Origin of the sequence: Endozoicomonas sp. ALB032 (genome assembly GCF_049310125.1) — a bacterium.
GTDB lineage: Bacteria > Pseudomonadota > Gammaproteobacteria > Pseudomonadales > Endozoicomonadaceae > Endozoicomonas_A.
In genome coordinates this window covers 3,090,275-3,108,311 of the sequence record NZ_JBLYNW010000001.1, presented here as the reverse complement: position 1 = coordinate 3,108,311, position 18,037 = coordinate 3,090,275, and the positions used below count along the sequence as shown (strand labels likewise).

12 protein-coding genes are annotated in these 18,037 nt (G+C 48.4%); 10 read left to right on the top strand and 2 right to left on the bottom strand.

Features of this window, described 5'->3' with window-relative positions:
- Positions 1-20: 20 nt before the first annotated feature.
- The 7 genes from ACO6VG_RS11635 (at position 21) to ACO6VG_RS11605 (ending at position 11,290) form a co-directional block, all read left to right on the top strand.
- Complete coding sequence (locus ACO6VG_RS11635) at positions 21-269, top strand: hypothetical protein (protein WP_422132420.1); 249 nt, start codon at positions 21-23, stop codon at positions 267-269.
- A 72-nt stretch (positions 270-341) separates the two neighbouring features.
- Entirely contained in the window at positions 342-2,738 is a 2,397-nt protein-coding gene (locus tag ACO6VG_RS11630; RefSeq protein WP_422473997.1) for a hypothetical protein, read from the top strand.
- Positions 2,739-2,918: 180 nt separating this feature from the next.
- Positions 2,919-4,748: a hypothetical protein gene (locus ACO6VG_RS11625; protein ID WP_422473995.1), complete on the top strand. Its 1,830-nt coding sequence runs from the start codon at positions 2,919-2,921 to the stop codon at positions 4,746-4,748.
- A gap of 145 nt (positions 4,749-4,893) precedes the next feature.
- Complete coding sequence (locus ACO6VG_RS11620) at positions 4,894-6,690, top strand: hypothetical protein (RefSeq protein WP_422473993.1); 1,797 nt, start codon at positions 4,894-4,896, stop codon at positions 6,688-6,690.
- A 56-nt stretch (positions 6,691-6,746) separates the two neighbouring features.
- On the top strand, positions 6,747-6,965 hold the full coding sequence (locus ACO6VG_RS11615; RefSeq protein WP_422132416.1) for a hypothetical protein: 219 nt from the start codon (positions 6,747-6,749) through the stop codon (positions 6,963-6,965).
- A gap of 78 nt (positions 6,966-7,043) precedes the next feature.
- Positions 7,044-9,008 carry a hypothetical protein gene (locus tag ACO6VG_RS11610; RefSeq protein WP_422473991.1) on the top strand — a complete coding sequence of 655 codons (1,965 nt, stop codon included), beginning with the start codon at positions 7,044-7,046 and terminating at the stop codon, positions 9,006-9,008.
- A 173-nt stretch (positions 9,009-9,181) separates the two neighbouring features.
- A complete protein-coding gene (locus ACO6VG_RS11605) occupies positions 9,182-11,290 on the top strand; it encodes a hypothetical protein (RefSeq protein ID WP_422473989.1) in 2,109 nt (702 codons plus the stop codon).
- A gap of 441 nt (positions 11,291-11,731) precedes the next feature.
- Here ACO6VG_RS11605 and ACO6VG_RS11600 read toward each other — a convergent pair whose 3' ends face one another.
- Both ACO6VG_RS11600 and ACO6VG_RS11595 read right to left on the bottom strand, forming a co-directional pair.
- Entirely contained in the window at positions 11,732-12,484 is a 753-nt protein-coding gene (locus tag ACO6VG_RS11600; RefSeq protein ID WP_422140028.1) for an HIRAN domain-containing protein, read from the bottom strand.
- Positions 12,469-13,395 carry a hypothetical protein gene (locus ACO6VG_RS11595; RefSeq protein WP_422132412.1) on the bottom strand — a complete coding sequence of 309 codons (927 nt, stop codon included), beginning with the start codon at positions 13,393-13,395 and terminating at the stop codon, positions 12,469-12,471. Before ACO6VG_RS11595 ends, ACO6VG_RS11600 begins: the two co-directional genes overlap by 16 nt.
- Between ACO6VG_RS11595 and ACO6VG_RS11590 the strand changes: the two genes are divergently transcribed.
- From ACO6VG_RS11590 to ACO6VG_RS11580, 3 genes are all read left to right on the top strand, one after another.
- Positions 13,394-13,744: a hypothetical protein gene (locus ACO6VG_RS11590; RefSeq protein WP_422132411.1), complete on the top strand. Its 351-nt coding sequence runs from the start codon at positions 13,394-13,396 to the stop codon at positions 13,742-13,744. The genes ACO6VG_RS11595 and ACO6VG_RS11590 overlap by 2 nt on opposite strands.
- A gap of 178 nt (positions 13,745-13,922) precedes the next feature.
- Positions 13,923-15,569, top strand: a complete 1,647-nt coding sequence (locus ACO6VG_RS11585) for a hypothetical protein (RefSeq protein WP_422132410.1) — start codon at positions 13,923-13,925, stop codon at positions 15,567-15,569.
- A gap of 170 nt (positions 15,570-15,739) precedes the next feature.
- Positions 15,740-17,842 (top strand): hypothetical protein, encoded by a 2,103-nt coding sequence (locus ACO6VG_RS11580; RefSeq protein WP_422132409.1) that lies wholly within the window; start codon positions 15,740-15,742, stop codon positions 17,840-17,842.
- Positions 17,843-18,037: the final 195 nt, after the last annotated feature.

Genomic DNA, 18,037 nt, shown 5'->3' with positions numbered 1-18,037 from the left:
TAAAGCGAAACCTGAGCGTATTGTCAGATATCTCCACAGTCATTACCGATACCAAAGACTATTCAGAACCCGATTTGCCATCGGATAAGAAACGACATAGACATCAAAGACATAGGGTAAAAACGATCAACATTAAGTCGATTTCCTGGCAATGGCTTTATGCGACGAATCTGCTGGTTGCTTATGAAGTGATCCTGATCACCAGAACACCCTCTCTGAGTGCAGACACTTATTCACAGATACCTGAAGAAGCAAACTTATCTTCATAACCTATCCTTCCTCTCTGTATAGCAGAGTACAAGGATAGAGTTATTAAACACTCACTTTTTGCAGCATCACTATTGCTGCTCGTTTCATTTCCTGTCGTCTGTCAGGCTGAAGAGTCAACAAGGTGCTTTGTTGTCGAGCTTGGGCAGAATGCAACTTTTCCAAACCGAAGCTTTTCTATAAAGTGTGCAAGACAGGCAGTGTCAGAAAAACCATCAAACGTTGTCGACACAAGCGACAATGCAGGATCAGATTTGCCGCCTAATGGCAAACGACAGAAACCTGGCAATTACGGAGTCAAAACAACTTTTCCTGAATCGATCTCGTGGCAATGGCTCCACACTGCCAAGCTGCTTGTTGCCTACGAACTGATCTTCACCACCAAGGGTCCCGCCCTCGGTGCCATGACTTCTTCATGGCTGCTCATAGAAGTGGTTGTTGCTGTTGCCTGGCTTCTAAAAAACTATTGGCGCCTCGATTCATCGCTGTTTAACCTCATTGAACAACAGGCGAGTCAGAGACATTCGTGCGCCGCCATCACTGTGGTGTTTGGCTCTGGAGATGACCAACAACAATACCAACCATCAGAATCTTCCTGCCAGAAAGCTCAAAAGACAACTACCCACTATAGAGGCTCTTCCGCTGCTGGCCACCTGAACAATGATAATGAAGACGGTGACGAAGGTCTTCAGCCAAACCTGCATACTTTGGGTTTAAATTGTTTCGTCTCTACCTGTCGCGGCATTTGTCGATTCAGATCATCATTCGATAGCAGAGAGTCAAATGAATGGCCGCTCAATTCCATAGAAAGTTGGATAAACCACAGAAGGGCAGCCCCCTTTCTGGGCGCGTGCCATCATTTGGCCAATGGACACTGTTTCAGTTGCTTAGGTCGATTTAATCCTGAAGACACTGAAGATTTTCAACAAAACTCATCTTTCGAAGATTTGAATGGTATCCTTGATACTCAACTCTTATGCAATTTTGGCCAACCGCTTCATTCACTGTCATACCAGCCACAGACTCGTGACATTGATGGCAACCCAATCAACAGCTGCAACTATGCAGATTGGGTCGACTCAGACGGGGTCGCCTCAGACGGGGTCGCCTCAGACGGGGTCGCATGCACAATAAGTTCAGAGGCAGCCGATGCAACTGAACCTGCCAGACAAGCAATCTGTAACCTGACAGTGATCGGAAAAAATGGTCAACAGCTGTCATGCGGGAAGGTTTACCGGAATGCTAAAGCCCTGATTAATCACAAAAAAAATACCCACACCGGGCGAAGAAACTGTTACCTGACGGTGGTTGGGAAGGATGGTCAGCAACAACCATGCGGGAGAGCCTTCAAAAATACTCAATCTCTGTGGTCTCACAAAAGCAGGGTCCACAACAGACAACAAACCTGTAAGGTGACCGTGGTCGGGAAGAATGGCAAGCCGCAACCGTGCGGAAAGGTCTGCAGTAATAATCGTGCCCTCAGGGATCACAAAAGAACTGCTCACACCGGTCAACAAACCTGTAACCTGGATGTCATCGGAAAGAATGGCCAGCGGCAGACATGTGGAAAAGTCTGCAAGAATGCTCAAGCCCTGGCGGTTCATAAAAGCTGCTACCACAGCGGGCAAAAAACCTGTCACCTGCTTGTAATCGGGAAGGATGGTCTGCAACGTCCATGTGGAAGTATCTGCAAGAATGCCAAAGCCCTGCAGATTCACAAATGCAAGTATCACACCGGGCAAAAAACCTGTAACTTGATCATAGTCGGGGAGAATGACCAACAGCGGTCATGTGGAACCATCTGCAAGGATTCTCAAGCCCTGTTTCATCACAAGAAAAGACATCACACAGGGCAACAAACCTGTCAAAAGACTGTGTTCGGGGAAGATGGCCAGCCGCAGCAATGTGGGAAAATCTGCAAGAATGCTCTGGCTCTGCTTAATCACAAAAACAAAGTCCACAGCGGGCAAAAAACCTGTAACGAAACAGTGTTTACGGAGAATGGTCAGCAGCAGCCATGCGGAGTGGTCTGCCCCAATACCAGAGCCATAGAGAATCACAAAAGGCAATACCACAGCATACAAAAAACCTGTAGCGAAACCTTGGTCGGGGAGGATGGTCAGCCGCGACCATGCGGAAAGATCTGCATGAATGACGTGGCCCTGACGAATCACAAAAGAAGAAAGCACACCGGGCAACAAACCTGTGACGTGACCGTTCCCGGACAGAATGGTCGGCTGCGGCCATGCGGGGCAATCTTCAAAAATGCCGGATCCCTGGCGTCTCACAAAAACAGCGTCCACTCCGCTCAAAAGACCTGTCGCTTGACATTGGTCACAGAGAATGGCCAGCCGCAGTCCTGCGGGAAGGTCTGCAAGACTGCTAAAGCCGTGTCGGTTCATAAAAGAACACACAGAAAACGCAAACCAACTGAAGGAGTACAGGACGATGCCCCGGCCCTCAAAAGGTAAAGATATCAATCTGAGATCAGCACTTTTATTCAGTTTTGCCATTAAGCCGTTGGTTTATTGCAGAAGATCTGCGATTGAAAAACATGCTTATTTCATGATCTATCCTTTCCCATCTGTAACCCGCAAAGCAAGGATAGAATTATTAAACATTCACCCTTTGCAGCACCGCTGTTCTTACTATTGTTGTTTTCTGTCGCCTGTAAAGCCGAACCTTTGACAGGACGTTTTATTGTCGCGCTTGAGGAGAATACAGGTTCTCAAAATCAGATCTTTTCTGTAAAGCCTGACCAGCTCAGGTTACCGGGCCCGTCAGAGTTGATTTCGTGGCCAGGGCTTTATGCCACGAACCTTCTGATTGCTTATGAACTGATCCTGACCACCAGGGCCACCACTGCGGGTGAAACCCCTTATTCATCGCTACCTGCCGAAGGAGCTATCGCTGTCGGTTGGCATTTAAAAAACTATTGGAACCCGGACTCATGGCTGTTTAACCCGATTAAGCTACAAGAGATAAATCAGGATTACCCGTTTGTCATCACCACTATGATGCACGGCTCGGGACATGACCAGCAACAACGTCAGCCAACAGAATCATCCCGCCATCAAGCCCCAAAAGCCACCAACCGTCCTTCAGGCTATGTCACCAGACTACAGGATTCTGAATCTGGCGACGGTAACGGAGACCCAGAACAACACTCACACACTTTGGGCTTAAATTGTTTCGTTTATCCCTGTCATGGCGCCTGTAGATTACGATCATCATCCGATTCATCCGATAGCAAAACGTCGGATCGTGAGGCAGTCCACACGAGAGAAATGGCCGAACAAAGCTCATGCCCCCATTTGGTCAATAGACACTGCTATCGTTGCCGGTTAGTGATCGGGGCCCCTTCAGAGTCAGTGGGTGCTGGTACAGCCAATAAAACTCAGCTCAACGTGACAAACTGTAACGTTATAGAGATCGATGAAAATGGCCAGCTGCGCCAGTGTGGGAAGCTCTACAAGGATGTCCGAACACTGTCGACTCACAGAAGAAGATACCACACCGGACAACAGGCCTGTGAAACGACTGTGGTCGGGCAGAATGGCCAGCCGCAGCCATGCGGGGCAGTCTGCAAGAATGCTGGAGCCCTGATGGTTCACAAAAGCAGCGTCCACACTGGACAACAAACCTGTTACTTAACATTGGTCGGGGAGGATGGCAAGCTGCGCCAATGCGGAAAGCTCTGCAAGAATAGCGGAGCCCTGTCGACTCACAAAAGAAGACATCATAGCGGGCAACAAACCTGCGACATAACATTGGTTGGAGAGGATGGCCAGCAGCTCCCATGCGGAGTGGTCTGCCGCAATGCTCACATCCTGACGTTTCACAAAAGAAGATACCACTCCGGACAAAAAGTCTGCGATGTAAGAGTGGTCACAGGGGATGGCCAACAGCGGTCATGTGGGACGGTCTGCAAGAGTGCTCATGACCTCTCGATGCACAAAAGATGTACTCACACCGGTCAACAAGTCTGCGATGCAACTGTGGTCACAGAGGATGGCCAGCAGCAGCCATGCGAAAAGGTCTGCAAGAATGCTAAAACCTTGTCAGAGCACAAAAGCAATTACCACACCGGGCAGAAAACCTGTGACGTATACATTGAAGGGGAGGATGGCCAGCAGCAGCCATGCGGAAAGGTCTTCAAGAGCGCTCGAGCCCTCTCGTCGCACAAAAGCAGATTCCACACAAGTCAAAAAACGTGTGACGCGACAGTGGTCGGGGAGGGTGGTCAGCAGCAGCCATGCAAGAGGGTCTGCAAGAGCGCTCCAGCCCTGTCGGATCACAAAAGAAGACATCATAGCGGGCAACAAACCTGCGACATAACATTGGTTGGGAAGGATGGCCAGCATCGGACATGCAGGAAGGTCTGCAAGAATGCCAAGGCTATGGATAATCACAAAAGAATACACAGAAAACGCAAACCAGCTGCAGGAGAACAGGACGATGCCCCAGCCCTCAAAAGGTAAAGTGAATAAATAACAATCTGAGATCAGCACTTTTATTCAGTTTTGCCAGTAAATCTCTGGTTTATTGCAGAAGATCTTCAATTGCAAAAAATGCTCATTTCATGATCTATCCTTTCCCATCTGTAACCCGCAAAGCAAGGATAGAATGATTAAATATTCACCCTTTGCAGCACCGCTGTTCTTACTATTGTTGTTTGCTGCAGTGTGTATGGCCGAACCTTTGACAGGACGTTTTATTGTCGCGTTTGAGGAGAATACAGGTTCTCAAAAGCAGATCTTTTCTGTAAAGCCTGACCAGCTGAGGTTACCGGGCCCGTCAGAGTTGATTTCGTGGCCAGGGCTTTATGCCACGAACCTTCTGATTGTTTATGAACTGATCCTGACTGCCGGGGCCACCACTATAATGCACGGCTCGGGACATGAGCAGCAACAACGTCAGCCAACAGAATCATCCCGCCATCAAGTCCCAAAAACCACCACCCGTGCTACAGGCTTCGTCTCCAGTCTCCTGAATTCTGAATCTGCTGACGGTAACGGAGACCCACAACAACACACACATACTTTGGGCTTAAATTGTTTCGTCTATCCCTGTCATGGCGCCTGTAGATTAAGATCAGATAAAACCCGGCCCACCGGGCAAGTAATCTGTAACCTGATAGAAGTCGATGAAGATGGCCAGCTGCGCCAATGTGGGAAGTTCTACAAGAATGCCAAGGCCCTCTGGACTCACAAAAAAAGATACCACACCGAACAACAAAGCTGTGACGCGACTGTGACCGGGCAGAATGAGCAACCGCAGCCTTGCCGGGTGGTCTGCAAGAATGCTGGAGCCCTGGCGTCTCACAAAAGCAGCTTCCACACTGGACAAAAAACCTGTCAATTAACATCGGTCGGCACTGATGGCCAGCAGCTGCCATGCGAGAAAGTCTGCAAGACTGCTAAAGCCCTGACGGATCACAGAATAAGACACCACTCCGGGCAAAAAACCTGTAACCTGACGTTGGTCAGGAAGGATGGTCAGCAGCGGACATGCGGAATGGTCTGCAAGAGTAATAAAGCCTTCTCGGATCACAAAAGAAGATACCACACCGGACAACAAACCTGTGAAGTAACCGTGATTGGGCAGGATGGTCAGCCCCAGCCATGCAGGAAAGTCTGCAAGAATGCTATAGCCCTTTCGACTCACAAGAGAAGATACCACAGCAGGCAAAAAACCTGTGACTCAATGATGTTCCGGGAGGATGGCCAACAGCGGCCATGTGGAACCATCTGCAAAAATGCTCAGGCCCGGGTGCATCGCAGGGGCAGAGACCTCAACGGGCAACAAACCTGTCAAATGACTGTGATCGGGAAGGATGGCCAGCAGCGGACATGCGGAAAGGTCTGCAAAAACGCTCAAACCTTCTCAGAGCACAAAAGCAATTACCATACCGGACAAAAAACCTGTGACCTAACCGTGATTGGGGAGGATGGCCAGCAGCGGCCATGCGGGATAATCTGCAAGAATGCTAAATCCTTGTCGGATCACAAAAGAAGATGCCACACCGGGCAACAAACCTGTGACGCGACCCTGGTCGGTCAGGATGGCCAACCGCGATCGTGCGGAACGGTCTGCCAAAATGCCAGAGCCTTTTCGGATCACAAAAGAAGATACCACACCGAACAACAAAACTGTGACGCCACTGTGATCGGGCAGAATGGCCAGCCACAGCCTTGCGGGGCAGTCTGCAAGAATGCGGTAGCCCTAACAAGCCACAAAAGCAGCTTCCACACTGGACAACGAACCTGTCACTTAACATGGGTCGGGGAGAATGGCCAACAGCGGTCATGCGGATTGGTTTGCATTAATGCCAGAGCCCTGGCTAACCACAAAAGAACGCATCGTAAGCGCAAGTCTGTTTATGTGGATCAGGATGATGATCCTCAGCCCTCGAAAAAGTAAAGCAAGAAAGCAATGATCTCTAACAGAAACTATAAATCTTCCTTAACGCTCAAGCATTGTGGTTTCACAAAAAAAAAGACCACACCGGGGAACAAACCTGTAACTCGATGGTGGTCACGAAGGATGGCCAGCGGCGACGATGCGGGAAGGTCTACCGGAATCTTAAATCCCTGTCTGAGCACAAAAGTAGATATCATCGAAAACGCAAGCCTGTTGATCTGGAGCAGCACGATGACCACAGCCCTTCAAAAGGTAAAGTAAGTAACGATATTTAACAGGAGACTTTTGACAGAAAAACACGCTTATTTTTTTGATCTATCCTTCCTCTCTGTAGACCGGAACTCAAGGATAGAATGATTAAACACTCACTTTTTGTGGCATCGCTGTTACTACTACATTCCCTGTCTGCCACCGCTCAAGCCGATCCGTTGACAAGACGTTTTATGGTCGAGTTTCAACAGGATTCAGGTTTTCCAAACCAAAGCTTTCCATTAAACAAAGACCAGAGATTATCGGGTAACCCGTCAGTCAATGCCGAAACAAGCCGCCATACAGGACAAGTTTTACCATCTTATTATAAACGACAAAAATATTATGAGGTAAAAGCAACCTTGATTGGGTCGATTTCCCGGCAGTTGCTTTACGCCACGAATCTACTGGTTGCCCTCGAAGTGATCCTGACCTCCAGAGATGCCCTTCTGAGCTCTGCCCCTTATTCGTGGCTACCAGTAGAAACGGTTGTCGCTTTCGGCTGGATTTTAAAAAGCTATTGGAACCCGGATTCATTGCTGCTTAATCTGATTCGACAACAAGAGATAAGTCAGGATCACCCGTTTGTGATTACCACTATGATGCCTGGCTCTGGAAATAACCAACAACAAGGCCAGCCTTCAGGATCATCGGGTCTGCAGGCCCCCGCAGCAGCCCCCAGCCATCCGATAGGCTATTTCACCAGCCTTCTGTATTCCGACTCTGGCGAAGATAACGAGAACCCTCAACAACAGCAACATACTCTTGGTTTAGATTGTTTCGTCCATCCCTGTTATGGCGTTTGTAAATTTCGATCGCCTGTTGAAGGCTTGACAAACCTTACAAAAGCAACACCCAAACAAAATTCATCTACCTATTTGGCCAATAGACACTACTATCTTTGCATCAGTCATTCTGATCCTGTAAAAGAAACATCGAATGATTCCCCTGACATTCGACTCCAATGTTTTTCTGGCGAACTATCTCAGGCACTTCACATTGATGGCAACCCGGCCAATAGCTGCAACCTTGAAGGAGTCGCCCCGGACTCAACGGGTGCAGGCACAACCGATATAAGGGCTCCAGCCGAGCAAGCAACCTGCAACGCGGTAGTGGTCGCGGAAGATGACCATCTGCGGCAATTCGGGAAAGCCTTTCAAAGTACTCAAGCACTGTCGAATCAGAAAAGAAGAATCCATACAAGGCAAAAAAACTGTGAGGTGACTGCGGTCGGGGAGAGTGGCGAACAACAACCATGCGGGGTGGTTTGCAAAAACGACAAATCTCCGACGTCTCATAAAAGCAAATACCATTGTGGGCCAAAAACCTGTAACGTCGCTGTGGTTGGAAATGATGGTCAGCAGCGGCCATGCGGGAAAGTCTGCAGGAACTCTGTTTTCCTGTCGGATCACAAAAGCAGATGCCACACCGGACGAAAAACCTGTGATGAAATAGAGGTCGCGGAGGATGGTCAGCAGCGGCCATGCGGGGCAGTTTGCCAGAATTTTAGAGCCCTTTCGACTCATAAATCCAGATACCACACCGGGGAAAAAACCTGTGGCGCAACAGTGATTGGGAAAGATGGCCGACAACAGCCATGCGGGAGAGTCTGCAAAAATGCTTTAGCCCTTTCGAGTCACAAAATAAGGAATCATAGCGGGCAAAAAACCTGTAACCTAACAGTGGTCGGAGAGAATGGTCAGCAACGGCCATGTGGGAAGATCTGCAATAGTGCTGGAACCCTGTCGGATCACAAAAAAAGAAGCCACAGCCTACAAAGAACCTGTGACGTGAAGATTGTTGGAGAACATGGCCAGCCTCAGCCATGCGGGATGGTCTGCAAGAATTCTTATACCATCTGGGCTCACAAAAACAGAGTCCACGGTGGGAAGCAAACCTGCGACGTGATCATTGCTGATAAAGACGCCCAGCAGAGGCCATGCGGAAAGGTCTTTAAGAATAATCTGACCCTTTATGATCACAAAAGAAGATATCATCTAAAACGCAAATCTGTCGATGTGGACCAGGATGATGACCTCAGTCCTCCAAATGGTAAAGTGAGTAAGTAACGATCTTTAACAGGACGGTAACCTCAGCCTTCCAGAAGCTAGAATTAATTAGCGATCTTAAAGAGAAGATTTTTGAAAGAAAAACACACTTATTATTTTGATCTATCCTTCTTTTCTGTAAACCAGAATGCAGGGATAGAATTATTAAACACTCAATCTTTGCGGGGCTGCTGTTGCTGCTCTCTGACGTCTGCCAGGCAGAACCGTTGACATTGGGTTTTATTGTCGAGCTTCAACAGGATACAAGTTTTTCAAACCAGAGCTTTTCGATAACAACACACCGGCGCACATTGCCGGGTGATCTGCCAGACATTGCAGATAAAACCAACCATTCAGAAAAGAAACTGCCACCTGAAGTCAAACGACACAAACCTTACAGTTACGGTATTAGAGCAGCAATTATTGAGTCGATATCCTGGCAGTTGCTCTACGCTGCGAACCTGCTGGCTGCCCTTGAACTGACCCTGACCACCAAAGGCATGCCTGTGGACGCCACCTCCCATTCATGGCTGCCGGTAGAAGCGGTTGTCGTTGTCGGTTGGCTTTTAAAAAGTTATTGGAACCCCGATTCACCGATGTTTAATCAGATTGAACAACAAGAGATGACATCTATGTTGGCACGGTGGGATCAGCCGATTGTGATCACCACTATGATGGAAGGCTCTGGAAACAACCAACCGCAGGGCCAGCTATCAGAGTCATCTGGCCAACAAGCCTCTCAAGCCACCAGTCAACCTGCAAGCTCTTTTTTCGACCCTCAATATTCTGGCTATGGCAACGGCTCCGGAGACCCTCAACAATACTTACACACTCTGGGTTTAGATTGTTTCGTCCATCCCTGTCATGGCGTTTGCGAATTTCGGCCATCTTATGAAAACGTGGACCCCGTTCAAAGGTCGCTGAATGTTGAAGAAAGTCTGGTAAACCATGCAGGAGCAACACACTGGGAAAACTCATGCCCCCATTTGGCCAATAGTCACTGCTATCGTTGCATCAGACATTCTGATAATGCAAAAGAAACATCGAATGATCCTCCTGACATTCAACTCCAATGGGCTTTTGGCCAACTATTTCAACCAAATGGCATTGATAGCAATTTTGCATATAGCTGTAATCTGATAGTGGTCGGGCGTGGTGGCCAGTCGCGACTTTGCGGAAAAGTCTTCAGAAGTACACAAGCCTTGTTGGGACACGCAGGCAGAGTCCATTCCGGGAAAAAAATCTGTGACTTAACCCTAATCGGGGAGGATGGCCAAAAGCAACCGTGCGGGAAGGTCTTCAAGAATGCCAAAACCCTGTCGGAGCACAAAAGAGGCATTCACAGCAAGCAAATGACCTGTAACAAGACAGTAACCGGGGAGGATAACCAGCCACGGACATGCGGGAAAGTCTGTAAGAATACTAAAGCCCTGTCCAATCACAAAAGACAGGACCACTCCGGGCAACAAACCTGTAACGTTATGATGGTCGGGGAGGATGGGCAACAACGGCCATGTAGACAGATTTGCAAGAATAGCCGAGCCCTTTGCGATCACAAAAGAAGCACCCACACCGGGCAACAAACCTGCGACTTTATAATACTCAGAGAGGACAGCCAACCACGACTATGTGGAACGATCTGCAGGAGTGCCGAAAGCCTGTCGGAACACAAAAGAAATGAGCACACCGTGCAACAAACCTGTGACGTCGTAATGGTAACAGAGGATGGCCAGCGGCGGCCATGCGGGAAGGTCTACAAGAATAAACGGATCCTCTGGCATCACAAAAAATACTCCCACACCGGGCAACAAATCTGTGACTTCATGGTGGTCGGGGAGGATGGTCAAACACACCCATGCGGAAAAGTCTGCTGGAATGCTAAAATCCTGCACGACCACAAAAGAAACGCCCACAGGCAAAAAATCTGTGACCTTATGGTGGTCGGGCAGGACGGCCAACAGCGGCCATGCGCGACTCTCTTCGAGAATAAAAAAGCTTTGTTGTGCCACAAAAGAAACGTCCACAACGTGAAACAAAACTGTGACGTAACCGTGGTCGGAATGAATGGCCAACCCCGGCCATGCGGAAAGGTCTGCAAGAGTATTCAAGCCCTGTCATGTCACAAAAGCAGATACCATAGCGGACAACAAACCTGCAACGCTATATTGGTCGGCGAGGATGGCCAACAGCAGCCATGTGGAAAGGTTTACAAGAATGTCAGAGCTCTGTCTGAGCACAAAAGAATACATCGAAAACGCAAACCTGTTGATGCGGACCACAAAGACGGTCTCAGCCCTCCGTAAGGTAATGTGAATAAGTAACGACCTTTAGCAGAAGGTTTTTTGACAGAAAAACACGCTTGCTTTCTTGATCTATCCTTCCTCTCTGTATATTTAGAGGCAAGGATAAAATCATTAAATACTCACTCTTTGCAACACCCCTGCTGCTACTTTCGCTGACTGTCGCCTGACAGGCCGAAGCGTTGACCAGACGTTTTATTGTCGAGCTTCAACAGGATGCAGTTTTTTTCAAACCAGAGTTTTTCTATAAAAACAGACCAGCGTTCGTTGTCGTATAATCAGTCAGACATTGCCGACAAAAATGGCTTTATAACTATCAACAAGCTTATCATGCTGACCGGTCATATCCTGACATGTGGTCAGTAAATGGTTGTACTTGCAGCCCCAAAGTCATTTTTTTCACAAGTAGTCGAGTTCACATATTTGGCATGATGATTCACGGTATCATCTTAAAGCGGGTGAGTAGGGTTTAAACTCTTCGTCATCAAAAAGTTTACACTGTGGTTTTGTATCTTCTGTCTTCACTGTCAGTGTGCACATCAGCTGATAGTACAAAGGCGCATCGTCATTAACCCGGTTGACTGCAAGTGTGAGATCAGCTCTCTGACCGATCAATTGATGAATGGCCTTCGCCAGATATCGTGGGCAGTAACCAACAATCTCGGGTGTCTCGCTGGTGCGAATAGCGATCGCCTGGTGATCTGCCGGGTTCTGAATATCCTGCATCAGTAGAAGCGGATCGCCGGATTGCAGGGTTTTGATACGGGCTCGGGCGGAGTCCGTAACGTAGCGTACGCCGTGAACAAAAAAGTCGAATTCAAAGGAGCCCGATGTATCCTGCTGCACTTCAGGAAAGACCTGCAAATTATCAGTACTTTTAGTACCACCGGTTTTGGCCAGGATAAGCAGTGGGCAATTTTGTCCCTCCAGGCCCAGCCAGGATAATAAAAGCTTATATTCAGGCCGACGTTCTGATAACAGGCGATTGGCAAACAGGGGGAACAACCGTTCAGACCGATAAACCTTGGTTAAATCCTCCATGCCGGTAAACGGTGTAAACCGTTCACTATAGCCAGCTCCCCGAGTGTATTGAAACTGGTAATGATCGCCATTCCGAGTCAACTTGCCCACCGGGTGCCACTCTCTTTTTAACGGGTCCTGCCAGGCTAAAAATACGCTGTTTAACGATGTGTGCATAGTAGACTCCTTCTATTTTCTAAAATCATTTGTTCAGCAAATTGAATGGCTATGGGGGTTGTTACCTCCTCTGGTATCCGCTGTAGTAGCTGACCTATTTCAGCCTCGGACAGCAAGCTGAGTTTTTTCAGCCAGAAGCCTGCAGCCCGGGGCTGCATTTCTTTGGCAATAATAAAAGCATCCATGGTTTTCAATGGTTTATTGTCGGCTTTGGACCTATAGAGTGCACAACTGGCTTTCCTGACGTATGCCGCAACGGAAAACCCCCGGTCCTTTGTGGACAGGCGTTTCTGCCGGGTATCATCCCGCTCTGTGCAGCCAAGGCTGGAAGCGTGATCATAAGTTGGGCAAAGGTACTTTTTACCGCTGGCATCGTCCAGTAAAACCGCCCAGTTTTCATGGTGCCGATCCTGATTGCTGATCAGTGCATCCAGCATAAGGTAGCCGGTAAACACGCCAGCAGCATCCATAAACTCGGGGAATTTCTCCTTAAAGGGCGGAAGAATACCACTTTTTGCGGTTTCAAGAATACCCATTACCCGTGCCACCGTATGTTCTCTGACCCGGACAAACCGTTGTTGTTCATCGCCGGGATAGGTGTTATCAGTGGACATTAACAGCTGGTTACCCAAAGTCATCCGCCAACGGGTACGATCAGTAATAATGCTTGGGCTGGTGACACCAATATTGCCCTGAAAGCGGGCCATCTCATAGGTGGCGTGGGGAATACCCAACTGCACGCAAAGTTGCTCTGCCACCTTTTCCGACCAGTGCTCCCCGGTTAACGGGCGTGACTTTTTAAACAGCCATTTCTGTTTCTGCCAGGTATACCAGGATTTCTCCTTGGTGCCGAGATCCTCCGGCGAGTCCATCTCCTCCCTGATATCGATGATTTTATAGGGTGTTGTCATGCCGGGTTTCCTGGCTTTCTTGGGTTATTTAACGGTGACCTGGCCGTTCATTAGCATGGGAAGTAGCCACTCCGGGCACCAAACCTGCAAGGTTATAATACTCGGGAAGGACAGCCAACCACGACCATGCGGAATAGTCTGCAAGAATGTTCGAGCCCTGTTATGCCACAAAAGCAAATACCACACCGGGCAACAAACTTGTGATGTGACCCTGGTCCGGGAGGATGGACAGCCGCAGCAATGTGGAAAGGTTTGCAAGAATGCAATTACCCTGTCCAGGCACAAAAAAACACATCAAAAACGCAAGCCCGTTGATACAAACCAGAAAGACGGTCTCAGCCCTCCATAAGGTAATGTGAATAAGTAACGACCCTTGGCAGAAGGTTTTTGAAAGATAATCACGCTTGCTTTCTTGATCTATCCTTCCTCTCTGTACAACCGGAGGCAAGGATAAAATCATTAAATACTCACTCTTTGCGACAACTCTGCTGCTACTTTTTCTGGCTGTCGCCTGTCAGGCCGAAACCTTGACCAGACGTTATGTTGTTGAGCTTCAACAGAATACAGCTTTTTCAAACCAGAGTTTTTCTATAAAGCCAGACCAGCGTTCACTGTCGGATAAACCGTCAGATATTGACGGCAAAAACGGCTTTAAAAGACCAGATTTACCCTCTGATAATAAACGACAAAGATTTCTCAATTACGAAGTAAAAACAACCCTCATTGAATCGATTTCCTGGCAGTTGCTTTACGCCTCGAATTTGCTGCTTGCTTTCGAACTGATCATGACCAGCAAAGCCCCCCCTCTGGGTGCTACTTATTCATGGCTCCCCGCAGAAGGCATTGTCACTGTCGGCTGGCTTTTGAAAAGCTATTGGAACCCCGACTCACTGCTGTTTAAACCGATTGAACAATCAGAAATGAGGTTGTCACAAGGGAATCAGCCTTTTGCAATCACTACTATGATGCACGGCTCCGGCTATGACCAACAACAACAACCACAACAACAAAGCCAGCTATCAGAATCATCTGGCCAACAGGCCCCGCAAGCCACCAGCCAACAAACAGGCGCTTTCACCAGCCCTCTGTTTTCTGGCACCGGTGACGGCTACGGAGACCCTCAACAAGACACACATACTTTAGGTTTAGATTGTTTCGTATACCCCTGTTATGGCGTTTGTGAATTCCGACCATCTTTCGAAAACACAGAGCCAGATGAAAGCTGGCTGAATTTTGAAGAAAGTCTGGCAAGCTATACAGAAGTAACACCCGGACAAAACCCATGCCCCCATGACTGTCTATGCTTTCGTTGCATATGGCATTTTGATCCTGAAAATGAAAGATCAAATGACCCCTTTGCCATTGAACTCAAATGCACTTCTGGCCAACTATTTCAGTTAGATGGCATTGATGACAACCCGGTCAATACAACCGCCCCTGCAGAGCAAGTCACCTGCGACCTGACAATAGTCGGTAAGGATGGCCAGCTACGGAATTGCGAGAAAGTCTACAGGAGTATCAAAACCCTTTTGAATCACAAAGGAAAAGTCCACTCCGGTAAAAAAACCTGTCTCGTGCCGGTAGTCGGGAAGGATGGCCGACTGCGACCATGCGGGGAGGTCTCGAAAAATGCCGGTGCCCTGTCGAATCACAAAAGAAGGGCCCACAGTGGGCAGCAAACCTGTGAAGTCATAATGGTCACAGAGGATGGTCAGGAACGGCCATGCGGAAAGGTCTGCATGAATGCCAGCGCCCTGTCGAATCACAAAAAATGCGCCCACACCGGACAAAGAACCTGTGATATGACCGTGGTCGGGGAGGATGGTCAGCCGCAGACATGTGGGAAACTCTGCAAGAGTGCTCAATCCCTCTCGTGTCATAAATTCAGTCACCACACCGGGCAAAAAACCTGTGACGTAATCCTGATCGGAAAGGATGGCCAGCAGCGACCTTGCGGAAAGGTATACAAGAATGTCAGTGCTCTAAGGTATCACAAAAAAAACACTCACACCGGGCAAAAAACCTGTGATGTGATCGTGGCCGACGAGGATGGCCAACAGCAGCCATGTGGAAAAGTTTACAAGAATGCCAAAACACTGGCTATTCACAAAAGAACACATCGCAAACGCAAGCCTGTTGATACCAACCAGAAAGACGGTCACAGCCCTCCATAAGGTAAGTAACGCCCCTTAGCAGAGGGTTTTTTAACAGAAAAACACGCCTGCTTTCTTGATCTATCCTTCCTCTCTGTATATCCGGAAGCAAGGATAAAATCATTAAATACTTACTCTTTGCGACAGCTCTGCTGCTACTTCTGCTGACTGTCGCCTGTCAGGCCGAAACCTTGACCAGACGCTATGTCGTCGAGCTTCAACAGGATGCAGCTTTTTCAAAGCAGAGTTTTTCCATAAATCAAGACCAACGTGCATTGTCGGATAACCCGTCAGATATTACCGATAAAAATGGCTTTAAAAGATCAGATTTACCCTCTGATTATAAACGACAAAGTTTTTTCAGTTACGAAGTAAAAGCAACCCTCATTGAGTCGATTTCCCGGCAGTTGCTTTACGCCACGAATTTGTTGCTTGTCTTCGAACTGATCATGACCAGCAAAGCCTCTTCTGTGGGTGCCCGTGCTTATTCATGGCCACCAATAGAAGGGATTGTCACTGTCGGCTGGCTTTTGGAAAGCTATTGGAACCCCGACCCGGCACTGTTTAAACCGATTGAACAATCAGAAATGAGGTTGACACAGGGGAATCAGCCTTTTGCAATCACCACTATGATGCACGGCTCCGGATATGACCAACAACAATCACAACAACAAAGCCAGCTATCAGAGTCATCTGGCCAACAAGCCCCGCAAGCCACCAGCCAACAAACAGGCTCTTTCACCGACCCTCTGTCTTCTGGCTCCGGTGACGGCTACGCAGACCCTCAACAACACGCACATACTTTGGGTTTAGATTGTTTCGTCCACCCCTGTCATGGCATTTGTAAATTCCGACCATCTTTCGAAAACATGGGGCCAGATGAAAGGTCGCTGAATTTTGAAGAAAGTCTGGCAAGCCTATCAGGAGCAGTACCTGGGCAAAACTCATGCCCCCATAATTGTCTCTGCTATCGTTGCATCTGGCATTCTGATCCTGCAAATGAAACATCAAATGACCCCTTTGCTATTCAACTCCAATGGGCTTCTGACCAACTATTTCAGGTATATGGTATTGATGACAACCCGGTCAATACAACCGCCCCTGCAGAGCAAGTCAGCTGTAACCGGACAATGGTCGATGAGGATCGCCAGTTACGGTGTTGCGAGAGAGTCTACAAGAGTGTTCAATCCCTTTTGAATCACCAAAGAAAAATCCACACTGGCAAAAAAACCTGTCTCGCACCCGTGTTCGGAGAGGATGGCCGACTGCGACCATGCGGGGAGGTCTGGAAAAATGCCAGTGCCCTGTCGGGCCACAAAAGAAAAATGCACACTGGGCAGCAAATCTGTGAAGTAATCGTGGTCGGAGAGGATGGTATAACGCAACCATGCGGGAGAGTCTGCAAGAATGCCATTATCCTCTCAGATCATAAAAAAAGAAAGCACATGGGGCAAAGAATCTGCACTATGATCCTTGCCGATGAGGATAGCCAGCAGCGGCTATGCGGGAAGGTGTGCATGAATGTCCACGCTCTACGTTATCACGAAAGAAGCGCTCACACCGGGCAACAAACCTGTAACGTTATGATGCTCGGAGAGGATGGCCAGCAAAGGCCATGCACGCTGATCTGCAAGAATGTTGGAGCCCTGACGAATCACAGAAACAGATACCACTCCGGGCAACAAACCTGTAAAGTAACCGAGACAGGAGAAGATGGCCAACCTCGAGCATGCGGCAAGGTCTTCAAAAATGTCAGCGCCCTGGGGTATCACAAAAAAAGCGCCCACACCGGGCAACAAACCTGTGACTTTATGATGGTTGGGGAGGATGGTGAGCGACGGCCATGCGCAAAGGTTTGCAAGAATACCATAGCCCTTTATGATCACAAAAGAGGTACCCACACCGGGCAACAAACCTGTGACGTTATGATGGTTGGGAAGGATGGCGAGCGAAGGCCATGCGGAAAGGTTTGCAAAAATATCCAAGCTCTTGGTGATCATAAAAGAAGCGAGCACACCGGGCAAAAAACCTGTGATGTGATAGTAGCCGATGAGGATGGCCAGCAACGACCGTGCGGGAAGGTCTACAAGAATAGACATGTCCTCTGGGATCACAAAAAAAACGCCCACACCGGGCAAAAAACCTGTGATGTGACCGTGGCCGATGAGGAAGGCCAACAGCGCCTGTGTGGAAAGGTTTACAAGAATGCCAAAACACTGTCTGTGCACAAAAGAACACATCGCAAACGCAAGCCTGTTGATACGAACCAGAAAGACGGCCTCAGCCCTCCATAAGGTAATGTGAATAAGCAACGACCTTAAGCAGAAGGTTTTTTCTTGATCTATCCTTCCTCTCTGTATAGAAGGTGTCACGAAACTCCAACAAATCGTTCCCACGCTGCGACCCACAGGGCCTGAGAGCATGGAAACCAGAGTTTTGCGACCCGCTCTATATCCGGAGGCAAGGATAAGATCATTAAATACTCACTC

Excerpts from the sequence above, each read along its gene's own strand:
- ACO6VG_RS11620 (WP_422473993.1), top strand. The coding sequence starts at position 4,894 with ATGATTAAATATTCACCCTTTGCAGCACCGCTGTTCTTACTATTGTTG.
- ACO6VG_RS11610 (WP_422473991.1), top strand. The coding sequence starts at position 7,044 with ATGATTAAACACTCACTTTTTGTGGCATCGCTGTTACTACTACATTCC.
- ACO6VG_RS11600 (WP_422140028.1), bottom strand. The coding sequence starts at position 12,484 with ATGCACACATCGTTAAACAGCGTATTTTTAGCCTGGCAGGACCCGTTA.
- ACO6VG_RS11590 (WP_422132411.1), top strand. The coding sequence starts at position 13,394 with ATGCCGGGTTTCCTGGCTTTCTTGGGTTATTTAACGGTGACCTGGCCG.
- ACO6VG_RS11595 (WP_422132412.1), bottom strand. The coding sequence starts at position 13,395 with ATGACAACACCCTATAAAATCATCGATATCAGGGAGGAGATGGACTCG.